Origin of the sequence: Gracilibacillus lacisalsi DSM 19029, from assembly GCF_000377765.1 — a bacterium.
Lineage (GTDB): Bacteria > Bacillota > Bacilli > Bacillales > Amphibacillaceae > Gracilibacillus > Gracilibacillus lacisalsi.
In genome coordinates, this window is sequence record NZ_KB898669.1 from 103,467 (window position 1) to 125,260 (window position 21,794).

The window sequence follows — 21,794 nt, forward strand, 5'->3', positions numbered from 1 at the left end:
TTACTCCCCCTCCTAGATGCATATTTAGAAATTATATAATATTTTCTGAATATTTTAAATATCATTTTAAAACTTTTGGTTTAGGGTACGGACAAGAAATCAAACAAAATGAGCGAATTCGTCCTTATAAGTTGAATAGTATGATAAAATAAATAAAAAAATGACCATGTAAAGGAGCGTTAATCATATGAATGAACAAAAGAACTGGGCTGGTAATTATACATATAGCGCGGCAAATTGGCATGAACCTGAAAGCGTTAACCAACTTCAACAACTCGTCAGACAATGTGATAAATTGCGAGTAGTAGGTTCTCGCCACTCATTTAATGGAATTGCAGATTCTAGTGAAAATATGGTGTCCTTACAAAAAATGAATAAAATAATAGTTTTAGACCGTGATAACCAAACGGTTACGGTTGAAGGCGGAATTATCTATAGTGACCTAAGCCGTTTCCTTCAAGAGAATGGATTTGCATTAGAGAATATGGCTTCATTACCGCACATTTCCGTTGTTGGCGCATGTGCAACAGCTACACACGGTTCAGGTGACCGAAACAGCTGTTTATCTGACTCCGTTCACGCCATGGAAGTCGTTACTGCTGACGGTGAATTAGTCCATTTTTCTCGTGAAGAAAATGAAGAACAATTAAAAGGGGCTGTAGTTGGTCTAGGGGGAATAGGGATTGTTACAAAGATGACGTTAGACATCATTCCTGCCTTTCAAATCAGCCAATATGTCTACGAGCAGTTACCTTTAGCACAATTAGAACACCATTTTGATGACATTTTCTCAAGCGCATACAGTGTTAGTTTATTTACTAATTGGCAAAGTGATATGATCAATCAAGTTTGGTTCAAACAGCTACATACTGAAGAGAATGAACCACAATCATATACTGATTTATATGGTGCGAAACCAGCAACAGACCATTGCCATCCTATCGCGGGAATCGAGGCTATTAATTGTACTGAACAAATGGGGATTCCGGGACCGTGGTACGACAGACTGCCACATTTTCGTATCGATTTCACACCTAGCAGTGGAGATGAATTGCAATCGGAGTATATCATTCCAAGACAGTATGCATATAAAGCACTAACGGAAATAAATAAAATCCGCGATCAAATCGCACCACTTTTACATGTTTGTGAAATACGAAGCATTGCCGAAGATGAATTATGGATGAGCCCATGCTATCAACAAGATTCGATCGGCATTCATTTAACATGGAAAGATGACTGGGAATCTGTACAAAAAGTGTTACCACAAATTGAAGAAAAGCTTACACCATATCATGCTCGTCCGCATTGGGGTAAATTATTTACCATGACGAAAGAACAAGTACAACCGCTCTATGAAAAAATGTCGGACTTTCAACAATTGCTTGAGCACTACGATCCCAAAGGTAAATTCCGTAACGAGTTTATAAATACTTATATTTTTGACAAATAAGAAAATGCCTGTCACTTGAAGCGATTTATGTCGCTAAATTGACAGGCAGCTTATTATGAGTTCTGATTCTTATTTAAAAATGTCTCTATTTGTTCTTTATGATGGTTATCATGCCAGACGAAGGCACTAATGTAGTTAAAAAGTGAGTGTGGATAGCCAGAATATCGGTCAATTTCTTCCCCATTTAAAACAAATGTGTCAAAAAATTCTTGCTCTGATTTTTCTTTAAGCACTTCTACCAAATGATTTCTAGCTTCGATCTGTTCTTGTATCAATTGTGTTTTCGTAACTCCCGATGAAGCATACTCGGAAGCTGGTTGATTAATCACATCAAAAGCAACACTTTCAAGCTTAGCGTCTTTCCTCATTTGAGGCATTAATTCCTCTAATATGTAACGATCCCAGTAAATAATATGACTAATGATTTCTGCCGGTGTCCATTTTCCCTCATTAATTGGTGTAAAGAAGAGATCCTCATCTACTTTTTCTAATTCATTCACCCAACTGTTAAACTGTTCAAACTTCTCAATTAAATTAATTATCTCTTTCATCATGTCACTCCTTCAATTTCGATAACAATTTTTTACTATCTCATGCAGAAGTCTTATGTTAGTAGTAATTATGAATTGGATTCTTGGGTTCAAGTCAGTAACGCATAAGGAGCATCTATTTTAACAAAGATACTCCTTATATTATTTGTTTAATTAGCTAGCACTAAAAATGCGGTGAAACTGAGCGCATAAACTCCAAATAGGCCCACTGATATTCTAGCTAATTTTGAGTTTGCTGAAAAAGCGTTTTTGATTCCTTCCTGAAAAATACTCACAATAAAAACCGAAACTGACAAGAGAAAAGCTAACATAGCAATGATTAACGCAGCTTGTTCCAAGAAAATAACCTCCCTTAATGATATCCATCTATAAATAATATAGATATTGATTAAACTAACTAGAAGTAAAATCTGACTCATTCGAAAACCTAAGATCTCTTTTTCATGCAGTTCTATTTTCCAAGCATCTATTATGCCTAAAAGTAAGTCAATGACTACTTTAATCGAGCAATCGGTATGATTCAACAGTTCAAATAACTCATCTCCATATCGTTCTCTCCACTTTTTTGGATACAAATAGATGAAGCACTTCATACTAACCCAAGCCTTTTTAACCCTAGCGTAGTTATTTTTTGCATTTCTTTAATTTGTTCACTTAAATATATCCGACCTGCTTCCGTCATTTCATAAGGCTTTTTTCGATTTTCTGATTCAAGAACACGTATATATCCTGCTTTCTCTAATCGTGAGATTGCACCATACAACGTACCTGGCCCTAACTTAATATCATAATTCTGTTCAATATCCTCCATAATCGCATAACCGTGGCGATTTTGTTCAGCAAGGCTGATCAAAATAAGTAACGAAGGTTCTGAAAACCTATTTTTTTTCATTTCATTACTCACCCTCCTTATTACGCATCGCGATATATCGTATAACGTAATAATAACTCATATGGAAGATAAAGTCAATAATATGTTACACATCTTTTTTAGTAAACAATCTGAAACTTTATGTTACTATTGAATATAAAATGTAAAACAATAGGAGAATGGAGATTTTAGAAACTTTATCCTTTATAGGTAACATATCCAATAATGGGAATATTACGTGGGGAGTTGGTGGATCACTTCTCCTTCGATTCCATCAATTAATTGATAAACCTAATGACATAGATATTTTGGTTGACCTAGATCATACAACACAAATGAATCAAATACTATCATTAATTGGTACCGAAAAAGAAGTCATTCGCACGGAACCTTTTCGAACAAAATATTTTAATAAATTTCATATTAATTACATTGATTTAGATATAATGGGAGGATTTGCAATTGAACATCAGGAAGGGAATTATCAATTATCTTTTACACAACAATCCATTGTCGAACACAAACAAGTAAATGGTGTCGATATTCCGCTATGTACACTGGAAGATTGGTACATTTTTTACTGGTTGATACCAGGTAAGAAGGAAAAAGCCGTTTTAATAGAGAATTATTTTAAAGCGACAGGTATCAAGCACCCAAGCGTTTTCGAGGAAGGATTAAAGCAACCTTTACCAGCTGACTTGAAATATAAAATCATGCATTTACTTAAAAAGTGAATATTGTTAGCTATAAAAAAGTTTGGATTATTGAAATCCAAACTTTATCATAGCTACATACTCAATTCTTTCACTGTAATAGCTTGCGACAGCTTGTTCATTTTACAATCCTGGAACTCTTCTTCGTTGACTAAATCTATCTTCATTGCTGCTTCTAGTTTTTCTGTATCTGGTTGTTTTACTTGTAAGATAAAGTCTTCTAATTTTAATTCTTCCAATTTTTGTACTGTCTTCTCTTGATTGTAATGAACAGAAGTTCGAATGATGCGCTGTGCCTTATATTTACCTAGTTGTACTTCAGCTTTTTGTTGTTTTCCAAACTGTTCATCTAAGCAGTGGTGGATTTGTTTTTTTATCTGATTCATTTCTTTCTCTAATTCTTTTTTCTGAAGGTTTAAATCAAAGTATTTCTTTAACATTTCTTCTGATAGTTTAGAAGATTCTTCAAGCTCTGTTGCCCTTGACATCAACATTCCCCCAGTTATTTTATGATTAATTCATTTATATGAGACGGGAGAAGATTTATGCGTATGTCGGGAACATCATATTAAATCACGGTGGAGATATCAACAAAAAATTATTATAATCTAGTTGAGGTGATAAACGTGTCGATAAAAGGACTAAATCATTTTTTGTTTTCGGTTTCTAACTTAGAAAATTCAATTGATTTCTACCAAAAAGTTTTTGACGCCAAATTATTAGTCAAAGGAAGAAACACTGCTTATTTCGATTTGAATGGTATATGGCTTGCTTTAAATGTAGAAAAGGATATACCACGTAATGAAATAGATCAATCATACACACATATTGCCTTTTCAATCGAAGAAGAGGATTTTGATAAAATGTACAAGAAACTACAAGATTTGAATGTCAATCTGTTACCGGGGCGTCCAAGAGATCAACGAGATAAGAAATCTATTTACTTCACAGATCCTGATGGACATAAGTTTGAGTTTCATACAGGTACTTTACAGGACAGATTGGCTTACTACAAACAAGAAAAGACACATATGGAGTTTTATGATTAGATAGCAAAGCACAGAGCGGACACTTAGAAATGTAGGACGAAAGAATACCAATCAGTGTTCTCCTTTTTCTGTACACTTGCACTGGCAGTATTATAAAACAAACTGGACAAAATTAAAACTTCCATGTAAAAGACGAATGATTGTATAGCATACTAGATACATACTGCGAACTAGTAACAATTTAACGAGGCGCGGACATTTAGTGCGTTATTTGACTGAAAATCACTTATTTTCCGATGTTAGCGGACATTGAATCCCTAATTTGCTTCATTTTGGCTTAAATTAGCACTATTTTCGATGAATAGCGGAATAGATGTCCGCGGCCACCATAAAAACAGCACTTTTGACACAAATAACGGAACAAATGTCCGCGCGCAGCTCAGATTTACTTGGGAGTACACATCACTTCGCAGTTTATAGATAAAAAAACTACTCCATTAATAGTGGAATCATCGTTCTGATTTATCTTGGTTTGTTCCATTCTGTTCTTTTCTGGCTAGGAGATAATTTTATGTCGTTAAACGTACTTTTGTCCTTAATCATTATTTCTCAATTTATCACGTTCATTTGATCCTTGTTCACGTACATCTTCTCTTAACTCTTTACCGTCATCTCTGAGTCTCTCGCGTAATTCAGTTCCTAAATCACGTGCAAAGCTTCGTAATTCTTTCCCAATATCCCTTGCTTTATCACGAAGGTCATTTAATTCTAGATCGAAAGTATCTTCTAAATGATAGGATAAATTTATGAATCGATTCTGTTCAGTGTACGCTTTATTTACCATTTCATTTTGAATACTATATAATTCATTTACACGTTCATTTTGAGAAGTATAATAATTGTTTACATTTTCATTTTGCCATGAATACCATTCATTAATTAATCTTCGTTTTTCCTCGTCAAAGTATCTTTTTAATTCTTGTTCGGTTCGCACAGTAGAGTATTCTCCATCACCAGCTTCTGCTACTTGTTTTAATTGCTGTTGACCTTCGTCATCCACATCAAAACCAATGATATTTACAATTGCTTTTATATCAGATTGCGTTAATTCTTCTGCTGCTGATACTGGATCCCCATCACACGTTTCCACACCATCACTAACAACATAGACGATATTGTCATACTCTTGATTTTCACCTTGATTTAATGCTTCATTTGCCTTAAGAATTGCATCTGCGAGAGGAGTCCAACCTGCTGGAGCAAAAGAATCAAGTGCTTCCCCAAATTCATCCTCATCATACGGACCCATTGGATAGATTTCATCAATACTGCTACAGGATAACTCTTTATCACTATTATCTCCTGTTCCTTCGTGACCATAAATCGTTAAAGAAATATTTACATTATCAGGTAAGTCACTAACAAATGCTTCTACTGCATCTTTAGCTAGGTCCATCTTTGTATTACCATTTATTTGTGCATTCATACTACCGCTAGCATCAAAAAGTATAGAAACATTTAATGGTGTTAGCCCAGTCGAATCTGGGCTTTCGATATCACCGGGTTTCCCACTCGGTCCTTCGAAAGAAACGTCATAGTTGGTAAGCGATTCATAATAGGTACGATAATCCTCTCCTATTAAAGATAACATTTGATCATAATATTGCTCTGTTTCTAAATTATCAGGAAACTGGTTAATAAGTTCCTGTACTTCATTTTCATTATAGTTATCTCCACTGAAGGGTGTAGACTCAAGGTCTAACAGCATACGCTCCTCGACATCAGCGTAATGATATGCATCATAATTAAACTCATCGTCCGACTCATTTGTTCCTTCTTCCTCTTCAATGGTCTCTTCCCCTACAGGTTCCTCTTCTGTTACTTGCTCTGTACTTTCTTCTTGATTACATGCTATTAAAAAGAAAATAAACATAAAAATAAATATCCGAATGTATTCCCTCAAATTAGTTAACCTCCCATAATATGTATTTACTGATTAATTTATAATATATCGTACTATCATTTATCAGTAAAGAGTGCATGAGAGTTATTCCAAAGCTGACGTATTCCTATTTACGAGAGCCTTTGTCATACTCCAGATATATCGTTCGGGAACTAGATTACCAGAATACATCATATAAATTTTTTGCTAAAAGTGAGAACGTTACGATAATAAATATAGCACGGATGTAACCACTCCCCCGACTAATAGCGAACCTTGCCCCAAACACTGAACCTGCAATACATGCAACAGCCATCGGAAATCCATATGCATAGTTTACTTCACCTAAAAAGATAAACATGATTAATGCTGCAATGTTACTTCCAAAGTTCAAAAACTTTGCGTTTCCTGCTGCTTTAATAAAATCCGCACCGATGATTAAAAAAGCAAATATGAGAAATGAACCTGTACCTGGTCCAAGAAACCCATCATAAAAGCCAATTACAAAAATGGTAATGATAAATATGAGAAGATTACGACTTGTTAGTTTCTTCTCTGCATAAATACTGCCCCAGTCTTTTTTGACCACAGTATAAAAAGCTACGACACCAAGCATGATCAGCATTAATGGTTTTAAGACTTCAGGATCAATCAAGTGCACTGTCCACGCCCCAATCATTGCCCCAATAAAAACTAGTGGAAATAACTTATAGACAGATGACAAATCTAGTTTTCCCGACTTTAAAAATACGAAGGCACTCGTAAAAGAACCCATCGTCCCTACCAGTTTATTCGTAGCAACAGCTGCTGATGGATTCATTCCAGTTGATAACAATACCGGCAATGTGATAAGCCCACCACCGCCCGCAACAGAGTCGATGAAACCAGACAAAAATCCAAAAATGATCAAAATAAGTAATAAATAGATATCAAGTTCGGTCAATTTATTGCCTTCCTTCCAATGGCTATGAAATAAATCACCTGCCAACTTTAAATTTTGCACCACACCATTATAACGATTTATTTCTTATAAATAAATCTTCATTTTCATAGAAGGATGAACAAAATTGATTTTAAGGAAGATAGGTATCTGATCATTTATCACGGAATGATTATTTGTCTACTTCACTTACTCACTTCTCGTTTTCAGACACTCCTCAGAAACATTTGTCCAGTTGATATAATACTAGTTTAGAATAAGAAATCCCTGCTTATCATTTGTAAACTTCCATGTTAAGCAGGGTAATTTTATATATAATAAGTATTCTTTTCCATTGTAATTAACATGTACTTGTTTAGCTCATCGTTTCTTAGTATTACACCAAGCCGGAATAAACGTTAACAATGTCTTCGTGAATTGAATCAACTCTTCTAGTTCTATTTTTTCATCAACTGCATGTGCTTCATGTAATTTACCTGGACCATAAATCGCGGTTGGTATACCTGCATCGCTAAACCACCCAGCATCTGTCACAGTCTTCGACATACCAACAAAAGGTTTTTCCTGTTCGATATTCTCATGTGACTCTTCGAGAAGTTTAATGGCTGGATGCTCTGGATCAATCTCTGCAGAAGGGAAAATCTCACCACGATCTTCTATCATAGATTTTCCACCCCATTCAAAATGAAGCGGATTATTCTCAAACCATAAGTCTTCTTTAAGTGATTGATGGAGATATTCCTCTACTTCTTGCGAAACAATGCGATAATCTTCATGAGGATAAAAATGAACCGTAATCCAAAGGCGACATTCATCCGCAACAAAAGCTGCATGGCGTCCACCTTCTATAACAGCCGGATTAATAGTAGTTGTACCTTTTTTAAAGCCAGGGTACTCCTTTGTCTCCGCCCATTTCTTTTCTAAATTACGCAGGCTTTCGATGACTTTTGTCATTTTCTCAATCGCACTGGCACCCTCGCCTGTTTCATTTAATTCCGCACGCATTGCATCATGATAAACACGTTTACTTTTAACCGTAACCCAACCTGTGATTACACCACCTTGACCATGGATTTCACGATTACTGCCATCAACAACTAACGCAAAGTCAGCATTATATCCTTTTTCAATACAAGAAAGTGTTCCCGCTTCACCGACTTCCTCACCAATTACCGTCTGCAACTGCAAATCGCCTTTTAAGTCAATTCCTTCTTCATGTAATAGCTTAGTCGCAAACAAGGCACATGCAACAGCCCCCTTCATATCAGAAACCCCACGGCCATACAGATATTTACCTTTTTCAGTAAGAGAGAACGGAGGCACTGTCCAACTAGATTCATCTCCCACCTCCGCTACATCAATATGCCCGTTAATAATCAGGCTGTTATATGTATCAGAATCTATTCCTTTCTTCATCCCGACAAGATTAGGATCATTCGGGAAGACATCCCATCGTTCAGTGTCAAAATCTAATTTTTCTAGATAATCCGCGATATACTTCTGAATGTCAGACGTATTTCTAGCAGGCGGACTAACGGTAGGAAAACCGATAAGGTCAGATAAAATATGCTTTAATTCATCTTTTCTATCATCTACTAAATTGGTTAATGCTCTGTTCATTCGGCATTCACCGGCCAATCTTCTTTCTTTTCAACCATATCCCAAAACATATATTCAAATTGACTAGTCTTCACCACGATCTCTTCAAGTCTTGCTAATTCCTGCTCTGGCTTGCCTTCTGCAATTTGGTTCATCAATTGTTTCGTTTCTTCCGCTAATTCAGTAAATTCATTAGAACTATACATTTCTACCCAACTGCTGTAAAAATTATCATCTAATGCACCTGGCCATTTTGCCAGTGATTTCCCAATAAAATTATAACTCCACTCACACGCTAGTACCGAGGCGACCACATTTTCCACCCCACCACGCTGAGACAAATTCAACATATAACTCGTATATGCGGTAGTAATCGCAGATGGTTCTGTAGCTTCAAGCTCCTCTTTCGCAATACCGAATTCCGCAGCATAGTTACGGTGCAAATCCATTTCCACATCTAAAACACCATGTAGTAGCTTGGCAAAAGTCGCCATTTTCCCCAAGTCTTCTGCTTTTGAACTCCCGATCGCAAACAATCTTGCATAATCGATTAGATAAACATAATCTTGCTTTAGCCAATGCTTAAACTTCTCCTGTTCCAGTGTGCCGTCACCTAATCCCTTTACAAAAGGATGTTCTAGATATGAATTCCATATCGGTTCCACTCTTTTCCATAGACGATCGGTAAACATTGCAGTCATTTTACACTCTCCTTTTTTAATGAATAGAGGCTGCCAGAGAAGTCATGAAAGTTGCCAGATAACTTTTCGAAAGTTGCCAGTAAAATTTGGGATTACATAAGAAAAACCCATCACCAATGCAGGGAGATGGGTTAGTAATGTACAGACTAATCAAACAATCTATATAACTACCAATTCCACTTCCCTACGCTAGTTTTAACTAGATCAGGTTCAAAGGGTCGATTTCCTCTCTCAGCATCTACATGCTCCCCTAGCCGAATGGTTAAATTATTCAGTTTCCATTTTAGTATACTAACAAATATTTGGAAATGCAAACACGATTAGACATGGACTCACCAAACTTTTCATCATAATCAAAACTTATCCATAAGTTGTTCATAGTTTAAATTGCCGTACTAGACTGTTTAATTTTTCTGCTAACTTAGCTAATTCCTCGGAATTGGATGATACTTCTTCCATGGAACTGCTTGCTTGTTGAGAAGATGCAGAAGTTTGCTCCACTCCTGCTGCAGATTGCTCTGATATCGAAGCTATTTCTTCAATTGAGCTATTGATTTCGTTACTCGAAGCTGACATATCTGAAAGATTTGTTGACACTTTATTTATGCTAGTTACCATTTCGCTTATAGAACGATTAATTTTTTCAAAAGTTTTTCCTGTTTGTTTGATTTGGTTTGTACCTGCTTCTACCTCTCCATAACCTTCTTCTAATGATTGTGACACATTAGCAGATTCATTTTGGATATTAGAGACAATTCCTGTGATATCAGAAACCGAATCAGCTACTTGTTCGGCAAGTTTTCTCACTTCATCAGCTACAACAGCAAATCCTTTTCCATGTTCCCCTGCACGTGCCGCTTCAATCGCAGCATTTAAAGCTAATAAATTGGTTTGCTCTGAGATATCTTTGATGACTGACACGAGCTTGGTAATCTCTTGGGACTGACCATCCAAACCACGGACTTTCTCTACAGCTTCTTGAACAATCGTGTGAATCCGTTCCATTTGTTTTACAGAATACTTCATCATTCCACTGCCATCTTCTGTTATATTTAGTACATTTGTTGATACTGATTGGATTTGTTCACCATTTTCATTTGCTTCGATAACTTTTTGGACAAATTCGCTCATTTTACTTGATACATTGCCAGCAAGATTAGCTTGAGTTTCGGAACCAGACGCCAACTCCTGCATGGTGACAGCCATTTGTTCTGTTCCAGATTTCACCTCATTGGCAGATTGATTTAATTCTTCACTTTGTGCACTGACAGTATCAGAGACTTCAGAAACTTGTCGGATCATTCCTTTTAGATAGTCACTCATCTTATTGATAGACCTTGACAATTGCCCGATTTCATCATTGGCTTGGTAATCTAGCTTTTCTACTTGTAAGTTACCTTGTGCTATTTCATTGCTGACAGACACTACTTTGGATAGGTTACGTGAAATGGTCCGATTCACCAGACTAATGAGAATAATACTGATAATTAATGAAACTGCGATCGCAATGAACAGTGACGTTAATACCACCTTCTGACTTTCCTTTGCTCGATTGGAAGCCTCCCCCATCTCGCTATGTAGTAACTCTTTTAGTTCATCTATATGGTCTACTGCTTGTAAGCGGAGTTCTTTAGCATTTTCTGCTCGACTAGCTGCCAAATTTTCGTTTCCACTGTTTATGTATGAAACAACTTCCTCAAACTCATTATTAAATGACTTATCTAAGACAGCCGCTTGCTGATATAATTCTTTCTGTTCGTTTGTTTCCATACTCTCATCTAATTCGGCATTCAATGCTGCTATTTGATCTTTAGACTCATTAAATTCATCAATTATTTCAGATGATGGATTTTCCATATATTGATAAAAATTGACTGCCTTAGCACGAATCAACGACGCCATTTCTGTAGCATTGACTGCATTCATTTCACTTTCTTCCATCGATTGTATATCCGATCTAATATTGCTTAGTAAGACACCTACTATAATTGTTGAAATGATAAACAACATCAATACTACACTTAAAATAAATCCGTATTTTCTTCCAATTTTGATATTTTTATACCTCAACTTATCTAACCACCGCTTTTGCATAATTATCCCCCTGTAGATAGCCAACTTAATATTGATTAAGTTTTTATGACTATATTATCATTACTTTTGGCATAATTCCACCTATCAGTACTGATGAAAAGGAATCATACATATGGTGTTTTTCTGAATCAATATATCCACTTTCATAACTTAATGTTGGTGGGAGTTGATAGTATTTTGTGAAAGGTTGATAATAAATCCCTTGAAGTTGATAATAAATTATCCGTGTACTAAAAACAATGGCAAAAAAAATCCCATTACCAATGCAGGAAAATGGGTAGTAACATACAACTCATCGAACTTTATTTCTCAGCTAATTCAATATCAAAATCTAAAATTTGCTTTTCCTCAATCCTCCTAAAGTATTTAAGATCAAATGCGTCGCAATTATGGATAAAAGGTATGCGATCATCGGGTCTTGCGTTCTTAATACAAAAGTCAAAGAAAAGAATAATAGTGTAGATATACTAAAAAGAATTATTAGATATAAACCAATACTCACCATAGTGATCATAATTAGCCTCCATTAACAGTTTACATTGATTCTACCATTTTAACATAATATTCCAACCCCATCACTGTCCTAGAATTTCATTAAAGAAAACAGACTAGGAACAGTTAGCGACTCGAGACTAGTATCGATGTTGTTCACAGGACGAGATCGAAGTTAGAAAATAAAATATGATTCTTAGTAGGGCTTATCTAATGCCGATTTCGAGAACTGTTATTCCATACTGAAAAACAGCTATTAAAAATAGATTGCTTTTCAGATAATTCCATGATATTCTGTAAATATTTTGACGAAACATGTCGCTGAAATAATCTGATATTTAGCATTTATCTGATATTAATAAAAATAACGGAGGTTTAATATGTCATCACGAAGTTCATTAAGTGTCGTTACAGTAGGGTTTATGTTATTTGCCCTATTTTTTGGTGCGGGGAACTTAATCTTTCCAGCACAATTAGGTCAAGCTGCTGGTGATAACTTATTTTCAGCAAACATAGGATTCATTATAACTGGGGTTGGATTGCCCGTACTTGCTGTTCTAGCATTAGGCATTTCAGGTAAAAGTAATTTGCAGTCACTTGCAAGTCAGGTTCATCCATTGTATGGTCTTATTTTTACGGTTGCATTGTATTTAACAATTGGTCCACTGTTCGCATTGCCAAGAACAAATACGGTTGCTTATGAAATAGGGATTATGCCGTTTCTGGAGAATCAATCAAACAATTGGGCGTTGCCTAGCTTTACCATTATTTTCTTTGGATTATCGTTATACTTCTCATTACAGGCAAAAAAGCTTGTAGATATCATTGGTAAAGTACTAACACCGCTCTTGTTGATTGTTATTGCAATATTAATCTTGGCTGCCTTTTTTAATCCGATTGGTACGATTCAGGAACCAACCGAGGCCTACTTGACAAATAGTTTCTTCAAAGGCTTTCAAGAGGGTTATTTAACCATGGATGTACTAGCAGCATTCGTATTTGGGATTATTATTATTAATGCCATGAAAGACCAAGGCGCTTTATCCAAAAAGGAACTGTTAGTTTCAACGATGAAAGCTGCACTAATTGCTGCAGTACTTTTAGCTATTGTATACTCCTCCCTTGCCTATCTTGGGGCAATTAGTATTACAGAGATTGGGTTTATGGATAATGGTGGAGCGATTTTAGCGGGAGCATCTGCATTCTATTTCGGATCATATGGGAAGATCATTCTTGGAATTATTGTGGTGGCTGCATGTTTGACGACAAGTATTGGACTAATTACGTCCTGTGCATCCTACTTTAATGAAATTGTACCAAATGTATCATACAAGGTATGGGCAATTATTTTCACATTGTTTAGTGCAGTTGTTTCCAATTTCGGTTTAACTACTATTATCGAATTTTCTGTACCTGTGTTATCTATGCTTTATCCATTAGCGATGTGCTTAATGGTTTTAACATTCGTAAGCCCGCTTTTCAAAGGAAAAAGAGAAGTATATCAAGTAAGTATTTTCTTCACATTTATTGTAGCTTTATTTGATGGATTGAATGCAGCAGGTATAAAAATACAAATTGTGGACGAATTTTTTACTGCTATACTTCCTTTATATACGGTAGGACTAGGTTGGATTGTTCCGGCAATTGCTGGTGGAATACTAGGTTTGATTTTTAGTTTTACGAGAAAAGAAGCTTAACAATCATTTAAAAGAAAGTGCCTGTCACTTATTACGATCAAATCGTTATAAGTAAACAGGCACTTTTCATATCTGGATTATTCCTCTAACACAACTCGTGTATTTCCAATCATGTCATGAATCCCTTGCTTTTGAGCACCAAATGCGACAAACAGGTACAAAAAGACACCGATAAAAAACACGCGGTGAATGAATCTTCCGATTATCTCGCGAAAGATTAGATCATTCCATTTAAGCGATTGACTATCCTCACGAATCACTCTTAAACCGAAGATCATTTTACCTAGTGTCTGGTTATAAAACTTTGTCATCAACAAAAAGTAAAGATAAAATACGATCGAGCTGAGAATCCCTGTAACGGTCCAAAATCCGATATCCATCGTGAATCCATCGTTGATAAATTTAAATGGCACAAGTAAGATGCCGTTAATACTGAAAACAATAATTAAATCAACCAGGTATGCCCAGAATCGCATCCAAAATCCTGCATATCGAAATTTCGTTGATTGCGTAGTGGAATCATTCATTTGTTCTTCAGTCATTCCGACACCTCCTTATTGTGAATAGAGAAACATGGCACGTGGCGCATTATTCTCTCGCAGTAAATCTTTAATACCAATTAAATCAGATTCTGATCTAAACATACTTTGAACAGTACCACCAAACCATTGATTAAAATTAAAGCCAGGCTCGTATTCAATCACTTGAGCTTTTGCCAGGTCATGATCTTCTCTCATGATTTCGATCGTATCATCTAAAGAACCAAGTTCATCGACAAGTCCTTCTTTTTGTGCTTGTGCACCAGTGTATACTCGCCCATCCCCTAATTCACGGACGCGATCCTCGGACATCTCTCTTCCATCAACAATAACTTGCACAAACTCCGCATACATATCATCGATCATCGTTTGTAATATCTCTCGTTCATCATCTGTCATTTCACGAGACATTGACATAATATCCTTATATTCACCACTCTTAATCGTGTTAAAATCAATACCATGTTCATCAGCAAATTCGGCAAAATTAAAGCTTTCCATAATCACACCAATCGAACCAGTAAGTGTCGCATTATGTGCAACAATTTTATCAGCTGGGGCTGAAATATAATAGCCACCTGATGCAGCGGTATTGCCCATTGATACATAGATTGGTTTTTCGTATTGTTCTTGAATTTCCAGGATCTTATCATGAATTTCTGCACTTTCCACAACACCACCACCAGGTGTATTCACACGTAAGATAATCCCGTTCACACGATTATCTTCACCAGCTTTATCTAGCATATCTAAAAAGCGTTGATGGTTATAAGAATTGGTATTAATTAACGTACTTGGTGTTGTGTCTTGAATTACCCCATCTAAATGAAGTACTGCTATTTTATTGTTGCCCGAGCCTCTCTCAATCACCTTTTCACCGAATTTATCGTCCGGATCTTGAAAATTAAGCATGTTCTCAAAATCAGCAGTCGCCATGCTTGAGAAAAACTGAAAGCCTATTGAAGCCAAAAATAACCCTGCAGCAACAACTAAAGCAATCCAGCGTTTTTGGTTCATATGTATTTCCTCCTTTTTTATATGTAAATTTCTCACTTTGTTAGTGATTAAACTCTTTTCTTGTAATTATGTACGGATGTTATTGCATGCAGGTTTCAGGAATAACTACATTTATCTTAAATTGTCATTGATATATTACATGCGCAGTAAGACATCTTCAAAATCTGAAAAGACGAAAGTGATAATTTTAGGAAATATCCGGTAAATGTACTAAGGCGGAACTTAAAACAAGCAGTAAATGGAGACTTTTTCAATAGAGGGTGGGATTCTTAATTGATTAGCCTTATTTTCCCCCATTCCATTAACATTATTACAACTACTGCACTTTAATTGTCTCTGATCACCTTATATATATATATCAAAACACTCTAGGCTTAATGATTGGAAATTGAATTACTGCATAAAAAGTGACGTTTGAATAAAAAATAAAACTGTTCCAAATCTTATTAAAGGAATGATGATATGGGTTTAATGAACAGAGTATTAGCAGTGGGTGCTGCAGGTGCAGCTATATACGGTATTACGAGAGGTGTGCAAAACGGGACTTTTCAGCGGTTACCTGAAACCGTTAATAACGCACTAAATAATCCTCAAGTACAGCAGTTTACGAAACCAGTACAAAATATGCTAACAAATCAAAACCAAAATAATACACAGCCTGCAAATGCAGTACAGAATGCTGTACAAACAGTTGCTGATGAAGAAACTAACGACGCTTTTCTTTATGAACAATAAAATTCAGTAAAACTAAGAGCAACTCCTCGCTTTTAGTAAGAGGTCTGGACTATCAAGTTTCAACCATATTTAATATAGCCTTAGCCATTTTTGGCTAAGGCTATATTAAAAGTTAGTTAAACATAATTATCGTTATTGCTTAGTTCCTTCGACTCTGTACAAACTCCCTTTTTCCAATGTTTCTCCTGCAGCATTTTGCGAGTTTTCACCAACTATTTTTACATAGGCACGGTTTTCGTAAAAACCTGTTGAATTCGCTATATCCAGTAATTTTTGTGGCCAATCTCCTGCCCAACGGTAACCATCTCTTCGTTCCTGTTCAATTTCTTGAATCGAATGCTTAATAACACCATCTCTTCCAGAGAAAATAGGACGATTTGTACCAATTTCATAGAAGCGGTACCAAGTATTGGTTGTTGGATCATCGTAGAAATATTGGCCTTCAGGATCAGCTGATACGTATTTTACTCCTTCCACTTTAGCCTCTTCAAACCAGGTTAAAGCGCCATCAATTGCGGCCTGCACTTCTTTTGAACGGTTTGGCAAAGACATTAGATACTGCACAATTCCCACTGACTCTGAACCTGAAATAGATGGATGTTCATAGGAGCGAGCTTCCTTCGGTTCATACGTAAATGGATCATGTTGTGCGCACCATGCTGTTAATTCTCCGTCTACTGAAATTTGAGATTTCAAAATGTAATCTACGCCAAGAGTTAGAGACGCGTCTACCTGCTCTGCAAGCTCTTCCGTAACGATATCTGTATTAAATGGATATTTCTTTTCTGATACCATGGTTAACACATTCATAACACGAATCATCGCATTATCGTTAAACGTTGCATAATCAGAATAGTTTCCCCTTGCAGGGTATACTTGTGGCCAGCCACCAGTTTCATATTGAGCTTCAAGTAAATAATTAATACCTTTCAGAACAGATTCTTTATAGCGTGTCTCCCCAGTTTCGTTATACATAAGAGCTAAAAAGAGAATTTCGTTTGTTGTTGCATTATTATCTATAACACCTAGTTCCCCATGTTCAGGATGATACATATCTGATTTAGGTTCTTTACCATCCCACGGACGAGTATATTTATCTTCCATATTTTTATACCATCCGCCATGGTCCATTTGCCAAGATAATAGTGCATCAGCTTGTTCTATATCATTAGCTCTATCACCGGTATAATAAGGAGCATTTAAATATGGAATGTTATGTGGATCTTCATTTATTGGTTTATTTATCGTTCCATCCTCATTGAATGACTCCTTCGTTTCAATCACCGCTACTGTTTGTTTTTCTTTATTAACCCTTGTTGATATCTTTTCTACAGTTATGTTTGGCTGGAGATCAGGGTTAAGAGCTACCCAATCGTTCGTTGCTAACTGCAATTCAATATCATTAACATCAAATTCTTTAAGCTTACTATTAAATGTGATTTCCACCGTATTCGAGCTTGTAACTTTACTTTGTAAGATTTTTATGGGGCCGTTCGGAACGGAACTTCCTTTTGGAACAAGCTTGAACGTTACAGGATCGGATTCATTTCCAGCAAGATCGACAGCCGAAATATTGACTTTATTTAATCCAGGTTCAAGATCTATCTCTGAACTAAATGTAAAATCATCCGATAGCGTTACTTCCTCACCATTAATCTTTACACTTCCTGCTTCATTAAGCTTACCTGTAATAGGAAAAGGATTATAGTTCACGTTATAGTGATTCCCTTTTTCTTCGCCTTCAATATCATCCACCGTTATAACAGGTTTCTCATGATCGTATTCTACTCTTAATATAGTTGGTACCGACTGGTTACCTTCTGAATCAACTGCCTCCAATGTAAACGTATTGAGTCCGGACTTTAGTTCAACGGTTTCCTGGAAACTAAAATCTTCGTCTAACTCCATTTCTTTTTCATTTACATAAACAGTTGCTTCTTTGTCTACCTTACCTGAAATGGTAAAGCTTGATTCGTTTACAATTGCGTCTTGCTGATCAAGCGAAATCACCGGCGCGGATGCTGATATAGATGGGATAATTCCAATTCTAGTTGGATCCCAACCGTCTGATCCTTTCAACACATTTTGAACCGTGTATTGATTCGCTTCTTCTGGTGTTAATTGCTTTGTCCAAGAATCACGCATTTTTGGATTTGCGCCTGGACCTGTACTATTGTATTCGGAATATTTTGCTGTTTCCTCGTTCGCCTGGTCGCCCCAGTTATCCCAACCATCAGGAGCAATCGAGTCATCGATTGCTGTATTGATAAAGGAAACCGCTGCATATGGACGCCATGGCCTACCAAAGCGCACGTCCTCTATACCTTCATCTGAGGTAATTTGAGAATTTAGAAAGACATAGCCAAACCGATTCTCTTGTGGTGTACTTGCAGCCGTTACCATACTTCCATCACGCTTACTGTGGATTTGACAATTATCAAAAACCGCTGTCGCACCACCAAAGATGAAATCCACATCACCTTCAATATAGCAGTCTTTATAATACTGGCTTCCAGAATGGGTATACAAAGTATCCTGATAACCTAAAAACATGACGTTGTCAAAGTATGCACGATTGCCTGCAACATAAGCTGCTACTGCTTGTCCAGTGCCTTGACCTGAATCATTTTGAATCGTTAAATTTTTTGCAATAAAATCATCTGCATAGATGAACATGCTTGAACTCTTTGATGTACCTAAAGGATTACCATCAGGTCCAATTGTGTTGGCATTATCATCATACACAAGAACAGTACCTTCTTTACTTTCCCCAACAAAACTAAGGTTTGTTTTACTCTCAGGTACCGTCAGTTTCTCGCGATACTCGCCATCTTTGATATAGATAACATGTCGTTTAGAACTATTATCTGGTGCAGCATCAATTGCTGCTTGCACCGTTTCAAAGTCTCCTCCTTCTTTCGCTACAACTGTCACTTTTGCCGGAGTAACAGCTAACGGTTCAGAATCGAAGCTTTCACCATTCTCATTTACTGCTGAAACAACATAATCATAGGTTTCACCATTTGTTAAGTCTGCGTCTTGATAACTTGTAAGCGGCACATCCGTAGCAATGACTTCATATTCACCACTATCAAACGAACCACGTTTAATGTTATAAGTATCAGCTTCACTAACAGATGGCCAAGTTAAAACTACCTGCCCATCACCAGCAGTGGCTTCTAATCCTGTCGGAATCGCAGGTGCTCCATTTTTCGGCGCAGCAACCGCGCTTATAGGAGCAGAGTTAGCACTTTGGGATGTATCGCTCTCAGCGGACACAACATAATAATACCTCTCACCATTTGTTAAGCCAGTATCCGTATATTCCGTTTCGGTTACTTCACTTTGAACAACTTCATAGCCTATTCCCTTTTCTTTACTACGAAGAACTTTGTACGAGACTGCCCCTTCGACTGGTTCCCATCTGATTGTTATCTCTTCATTCCCATTACTGGCGGACAAGTTAGTTGGAACTTGTAATGGAGCTTCAGGTAAAGCACTTACTTCGTCTGAAGGATTACCTTCTCCACCAATGTTTTCCGCTGAGATAACATAATAATAACGTGTACCATTTTCTAGCTCTGTATCACGAAATGTCGTTTTCTCAACGTTTTCAGCGATTGTTTCATAAGGTCCTTCTTTCGTTGTGCTACGTTTAACATGATAGGTTTCTTTGTAACTGTACTCATCCTCGATACCGAGTGCCCATTTTACGGAGGCATCCATTAACTTCCAACCATCTTCCGTCATTACATCTTCTTGTCCTGCGAATAAAAATGTTGCTACTTGACGAGCAGGAACTGGGTCACCATTAACATTTTTGGATCCTTTTTCATAAGCAAAAATGGTTGCTTTACTGTCATCATCTGCAGCCGTAGCAATGGTAATCGCCTCTTCACCAGGGGTACCAAAATTGATGTTTCCAGTCTCATTATAAACTTTAATCGTACCACTTAACTCTGCAGATAATGGGTGATTACTAGTATCAATCGTAATTGAATCCTGATTCTCATAACTTCCAAATAAGCCAGAACCTGCTTCACTTAAATAAACATCATCCAGAGCATAAGGTTCAGCATATACGACCGGAACTGGTGAATCTATGAATTTTGTGCCGATGTAGGCAGAGCCAGAGGATTCACCAACAAACACTAAGTCATAGGAAAGTGCATCATCTCCAGAGACTTCATTGTCTTTGATAAATGATACGGCAAAACCAAGTGACTCTAAGTGATGAATTGTTTTTTCATCAGCAGGAACACCCGTCCCAACAAATAAGACCTGTTTTCTGTCGCCGGCATTCCAACTTAAATCAACCTGACTATTCCTTTCAACAGCTGTCAAACCTGTCGGCGCTGCTGGGGGATCAGGAATTTCAATTGGTGTCACACTGACTGGTTCAGAATCTTCACTTTCACCTTCCACATTCACAGCAGAAATCACATAATAATATGTCGTATAATTCGTTAATCCGCTATCGATATAACTGGTTTCTGTTATATCTGTTGCGACAACTTCATATGGCCCTCCGTCTTCAGTGCTTCGCTTTATTGTATAGGTTTCATTATAATCCTTATCATCCATACCTAACACCCACATAACGGATTGATCAAGTAATTGCCAGCCTTCTTCCGTCATATATTCTTCTTGACCAGCGAATAAAAACGTGGCTACTTGGCGAGCAGGGACAGGATCTCCATTCACATTAGCTGCACCTTCTTCATAAGCAAAGATGGTTGCTTTGCTATCATCATCTGAAGCTGTAGCAATGGTGATTGCCTCTTCACCAGGAGTTCCATAATTAATTTTTCCTGCTTGATCATACACTTTGACAGTACCACTTAACCCAGCAGCTAAAGGATGATCACTAGCTTGGATTTGAAGTGAGTCTTGATCTTCATAGCTTCCAAATGATCCAGAAGAGGATTCAGACAAGTAAACATCATCAAGTGCAAATGGTTCTGCATAAACAATAGGGACGGAAGAATCGATAAACTTATTACCTATATTAGATGAGTTCGATGATTCACCAACAAATACTAGATCATAGGAACCCGCATCTTCTCCACTTACTTCTTTATCCTCTATAAAAGTGATTGAGAATCCAAGTGATTCAAAATGATCCATTGTCATTTCATCTGCTAGATTCCCTGTACCCACATACAATATATGTTTTCCTACGCCAGGAATCCAACTTAACTCAACCTGTTGACTGTCATATGGTTCAGCCGTTAATGCGATTGGTTGAGAGGGTAGTTTTTCTGTAGTTGCTGTTACTGTTGAAAGAACATCATGCTGCATAAATGAGAGCAATAAAATGAAACTTAATAATACCTTACATACGTTTTTCATGACTTTCCTCCTTGTAACATGCTTCATAAAATTTTTAAATTAGGTATTTCTAGATGTAATTGGCACTTCTAATACCGCATAATATTTTGCCTTTATCACCTCCTTAAAG

Annotated in this window: 17 protein-coding genes and 1 riboswitch; of the genes, 5 read left to right on the forward strand and 12 right to left on the reverse strand. The window is 36.8% G+C overall.

What is annotated here, in order from left to right; genetic code table 11:
* Nucleotides 1-187: 187 nt before the first annotated feature.
* Nucleotides 188-1,453 (forward strand): FAD-binding protein, encoded by a 1,266-nt coding sequence (locus tag D569_RS0113490; RefSeq protein WP_018932962.1) that lies wholly within the window; start codon nt 188-190, stop codon nt 1,451-1,453.
* 53 nt (nt 1,454-1,506) lie between these two features.
* Here the strand turns inward: D569_RS0113490 and D569_RS0113495 are convergent, their stop codons facing one another.
* The 3 genes from D569_RS0113495 to D569_RS0113505 form a co-directional block, all read right to left on the reverse strand.
* Nucleotides 1,507-2,007, reverse strand: a complete 501-nt coding sequence (locus tag D569_RS0113495; protein WP_245548504.1) for a DinB family protein — start codon at nt 2,005-2,007, stop codon at nt 1,507-1,509.
* A 146-nt stretch (nt 2,008-2,153) separates the two neighbouring features.
* Entirely contained in the window at nt 2,154-2,597 is a 444-nt protein-coding gene (locus tag D569_RS0113500; protein ID WP_018932964.1) for a hypothetical protein, read from the reverse strand.
* Nucleotides 2,594-2,896, reverse strand: coding sequence for a PadR family transcriptional regulator (locus D569_RS0113505; protein WP_018932965.1), 303 nt, complete (start codon nt 2,894-2,896; stop codon nt 2,594-2,596). Before D569_RS0113505 ends, D569_RS0113500 begins: the two co-directional genes overlap by 4 nt.
* Nucleotides 2,897-3,054: 158 nt before the next feature.
* On the opposite strand from D569_RS0113505, the gene D569_RS0113510 reads away from it, so the two are divergent.
* A complete protein-coding gene (locus D569_RS0113510; protein ID WP_018932966.1) occupies nt 3,055-3,609 on the forward strand; it encodes a nucleotidyltransferase domain-containing protein in 555 nt (184 codons plus the stop codon).
* 53 nt (nt 3,610-3,662) lie between these two features.
* On the opposite strand, the gene D569_RS0113515 is transcribed toward D569_RS0113510, so the two are convergent.
* On the reverse strand, nt 3,663-4,076 hold the full coding sequence (locus D569_RS0113515; RefSeq protein ID WP_018932967.1) for a hypothetical protein: 414 nt from the start codon (nt 4,074-4,076) through the stop codon (nt 3,663-3,665).
* Nucleotides 4,077-4,214: 138 nt separating this feature from the next.
* Between D569_RS0113515 and fosM the strand changes: the two genes are divergently transcribed.
* Nucleotides 4,215-4,637, forward strand: coding sequence for a FosM family fosfomycin resistance protein (gene fosM, locus D569_RS0113520; protein WP_018932968.1), 423 nt, complete (start codon nt 4,215-4,217; stop codon nt 4,635-4,637).
* Nucleotides 4,638-5,172: 535 nt separating this feature from the next.
* On the opposite strand, the gene D569_RS22885 is transcribed toward fosM, so the two are convergent.
* From D569_RS22885 to D569_RS0113545, 5 genes are all read right to left on the reverse strand, one after another.
* Nucleotides 5,173-6,540, reverse strand: a complete 1,368-nt coding sequence (locus tag D569_RS22885; protein ID WP_018932969.1) for a vWA domain-containing protein — start codon at nt 6,538-6,540, stop codon at nt 5,173-5,175.
* Between the two features lie 157 nt (nt 6,541-6,697).
* Nucleotides 6,698-7,462: a TSUP family transporter gene (locus D569_RS0113530; RefSeq protein ID WP_018932970.1), complete on the reverse strand. Its 765-nt coding sequence runs from the start codon at nt 7,460-7,462 to the stop codon at nt 6,698-6,700.
* 357 nt (nt 7,463-7,819) lie between these two features.
* The gene (locus D569_RS0113535) at nt 7,820-9,079 is read right to left on the reverse strand and encodes an acetylornithine deacetylase (protein WP_018932971.1); all 1,260 of its coding nucleotides are present in this window, start codon (nt 9,077-9,079) and stop codon (nt 7,820-7,822) included.
* On the reverse strand, nt 9,076-9,759 hold the full coding sequence (gene tenA / locus D569_RS0113540; RefSeq protein WP_018932972.1) for a thiaminase II: 684 nt from the start codon (nt 9,757-9,759) through the stop codon (nt 9,076-9,078). Before tenA ends, D569_RS0113535 begins: the two co-directional genes overlap by 4 nt.
* A gap of 164 nt (nt 9,760-9,923) precedes the next feature.
* Nucleotides 9,924-10,021: riboswitch (TPP riboswitch) on the reverse strand.
* Between the two features lie 113 nt (nt 10,022-10,134).
* Nucleotides 10,135-11,853, reverse strand: coding sequence for a methyl-accepting chemotaxis protein (locus D569_RS0113545; RefSeq protein ID WP_018932973.1), 1,719 nt, complete (start codon nt 11,851-11,853; stop codon nt 10,135-10,137).
* A gap of 872 nt (nt 11,854-12,725) precedes the next feature.
* Here D569_RS0113545 and brnQ point away from each other — a divergent pair.
* Entirely contained in the window at nt 12,726-14,042 is a 1,317-nt protein-coding gene (brnQ, locus tag D569_RS0113550; RefSeq protein ID WP_018932974.1) for a branched-chain amino acid transport system II carrier protein, read from the forward strand.
* A gap of 77 nt (nt 14,043-14,119) precedes the next feature.
* Here the strand turns inward: brnQ and D569_RS0113555 are convergent, their stop codons facing one another.
* Nucleotides 14,120-14,584: an RDD family protein gene (locus tag D569_RS0113555; RefSeq protein WP_018932975.1), complete on the reverse strand. Its 465-nt coding sequence runs from the start codon at nt 14,582-14,584 to the stop codon at nt 14,120-14,122.
* Nucleotides 14,585-14,596: 12 nt separating this feature from the next.
* Complete coding sequence (gene sppA / locus D569_RS0113560) at nt 14,597-15,598, reverse strand: signal peptide peptidase SppA (RefSeq protein ID WP_018932976.1); 1,002 nt, start codon at nt 15,596-15,598, stop codon at nt 14,597-14,599.
* 462 nt (nt 15,599-16,060) lie between these two features.
* Here sppA and D569_RS22890 point away from each other — a divergent pair, with 462 nt between their 5' ends.
* Complete coding sequence (locus tag D569_RS22890) at nt 16,061-16,333, forward strand: hypothetical protein (protein WP_018932977.1); 273 nt, start codon at nt 16,061-16,063, stop codon at nt 16,331-16,333.
* Between the two features lie 132 nt (nt 16,334-16,465).
* On the opposite strand, the gene pelA is transcribed toward D569_RS22890, so the two are convergent.
* Complete coding sequence (gene pelA, locus D569_RS24015) at nt 16,466-21,685, reverse strand: pectate lyase (protein WP_018932978.1); 5,220 nt, start codon at nt 21,683-21,685, stop codon at nt 16,466-16,468.
* Between the last annotated feature and the right edge of the window lie 109 nt (nt 21,686-21,794).

Coding starts and splice junctions, on each gene's coding strand:
- D569_RS0113490 (WP_018932962.1), top strand. CDS start 188: ATGAATGAACAAAAGAACTGGGCTGGTAATTATACATATAGCGCGGCA.
- D569_RS0113495 (WP_245548504.1), bottom strand. CDS start 2,007: ATGATGAAAGAGATAATTAATTTAATTGAGAAGTTTGAACAGTTTAAC.
- D569_RS0113500 (WP_018932964.1), bottom strand. CDS start 2,597: ATGAAGTGCTTCATCTATTTGTATCCAAAAAAGTGGAGAGAACGATAT.
- D569_RS0113505 (WP_018932965.1), bottom strand. CDS start 2,896: ATGAAAAAAAATAGGTTTTCAGAACCTTCGTTACTTATTTTGATCAGC.
- D569_RS0113510 (WP_018932966.1), top strand. CDS start 3,055: ATGGAGATTTTAGAAACTTTATCCTTTATAGGTAACATATCCAATAAT.
- D569_RS0113515 (WP_018932967.1), bottom strand. CDS start 4,076: ATGTCAAGGGCAACAGAGCTTGAAGAATCTTCTAAACTATCAGAAGAA.
- D569_RS0113535 (WP_018932971.1), bottom strand. CDS start 9,079: ATGAACAGAGCATTAACCAATTTAGTAGATGATAGAAAAGATGAATTA.
- tenA (WP_018932972.1), bottom strand. CDS start 9,759: ATGACTGCAATGTTTACCGATCGTCTATGGAAAAGAGTGGAACCGATA.
- D569_RS0113545 (WP_018932973.1), bottom strand. CDS start 11,853: ATGCAAAAGCGGTGGTTAGATAAGTTGAGGTATAAAAATATCAAAATT.
- brnQ (WP_018932974.1), top strand. CDS start 12,726: ATGTCATCACGAAGTTCATTAAGTGTCGTTACAGTAGGGTTTATGTTA.
- D569_RS0113555 (WP_018932975.1), bottom strand. CDS start 14,584: ATGACTGAAGAACAAATGAATGATTCCACTACGCAATCAACGAAATTT.
- sppA (WP_018932976.1), bottom strand. CDS start 15,598: ATGAACCAAAAACGCTGGATTGCTTTAGTTGTTGCTGCAGGGTTATTT.
- D569_RS22890 (WP_018932977.1), top strand. CDS start 16,061: ATGGGTTTAATGAACAGAGTATTAGCAGTGGGTGCTGCAGGTGCAGCT.
- pelA (WP_018932978.1), bottom strand. CDS start 21,685: ATGAAAAACGTATGTAAGGTATTATTAAGTTTCATTTTATTGCTCTCA.